Origin of the sequence: Frankia torreyi (assembly GCF_000948395.1) — a bacterium.
Classification (GTDB): domain Bacteria; phylum Actinomycetota; class Actinomycetes; order Frankiales; family Frankiaceae; genus Frankia; species Frankia torreyi.
In genome coordinates this window covers 1-1,089 of sequence record NZ_JYFN01000152.1, presented here as the reverse complement: position 1 = coordinate 1,089, position 1,089 = coordinate 1, and the positions used below count along the sequence as shown (strand labels likewise).

General features: G+C 67.5%; 2 protein-coding genes. Both read right to left on the bottom strand.

Features of this window, described 5'->3' with window-relative positions; genetic code table 11:
* Nucleotides 1-124: 124 nt before the first annotated feature.
* Complete coding sequence (locus FF36_RS31285) at nucleotides 125-622, bottom strand: DUF3846 domain-containing protein (RefSeq protein ID WP_082122402.1); 498 nt, start codon at nucleotides 620-622, stop codon at nucleotides 125-127.
* Nucleotides 623-680: 58 nt separating this feature from the next.
* Nucleotides 681-1,089: DUF3846 domain-containing protein (locus FF36_RS31280; protein ID WP_044888820.1), on the bottom strand; the 409-nt coding region annotated here is incomplete at its 5' end.

Genomic DNA, 1,089 nt, shown 5'->3' with positions numbered 1-1,089 from the left:
GCGGAGATCGGCTGGCACAACCAGCACATCGATCATCGTGGGTGGGAGGTCGGCGGGGTGTGGGTCGGGTGGCCGCAGGTGCACCGGCTGGCTCGTCGGTGACCGGGCGGCTGATGGTCAGAGGTCAGGCGGGCACGACGCGTACCGCCTGCCGTGGCAGTGCCCGGCCGATGGTCAGGCCCTGGGCGTATGCCTGGAAGACGTCCGACCACACCGGGTGTGAAAGCGGTATGCGCCGCTCGTCCGCCAGCGACTGGAACTCCACCCGGAAACGGCCTTTCTTGGTGAACAGAACGTCGCGGTAGTCGGCGGGAACCGAGGTGTCCACCCTGTTGTCGTCCGGTGGTCCGACGAGAACCGCGTCCCCGAGGATCTCCCGGCTGCGTCTGCTGGGGTTCGCTGCCCTCGCGATCAGGGTGGCGCGTCGGTTCCTCGGCAGCCTCAGTCGGGGACCGTCCTCGTTCGTGTACAGCGTCGCGGCCGGCTGGAGAAGGTCAACCCTTTCGATATCTCCTCCCACCACCTCCCGAAGAAGAGGGAGATCGTCGGGCTGGAATGTTGTGATTTTCAGGGGAAGGAGGACATCCGACGGCAGTAGCACGCCGGTCACCTGTGCACTCATGCGGACTCCAGCAGAAGAAAGGGGGAAAGATCGGGGGTGGGGTTGCTTGCGTTGCGGGTCAGGGGGCGGGAACGACCCGTACCGCCATCCCGGGAAATCCGTCGGCGAGACGCAGGCCGTCGGCGTAGGCGGTGAACTTCCCCGTCCATTCCAGGCCGGGTAGCCGCCTGCGCCGGCCGCTGGACGGCGCCTGGAACTCGACGTGGAACCGGCAGCCGGTCTCGGCGAGCAGAACCTTCGTGTAGTCCTCCGGCGCCGAGGTGTCCCAGCCGTCCTCGTCTACCGGGCCCACGACCAGCGCGTCCCCGAACAGCACGCCGCCCCGCCATAGGGGATTGGCTGCTGCCGCGAGTAGCGTCGCCCGCGGGTTCATCGGCAGCCTCAGATCTAGGCCGCCTTCGTTCACGTACACCGACCCGGCAGGCTCGAGAAGATGGACGGGCTCGATGTTCCCACCGACAACCCCG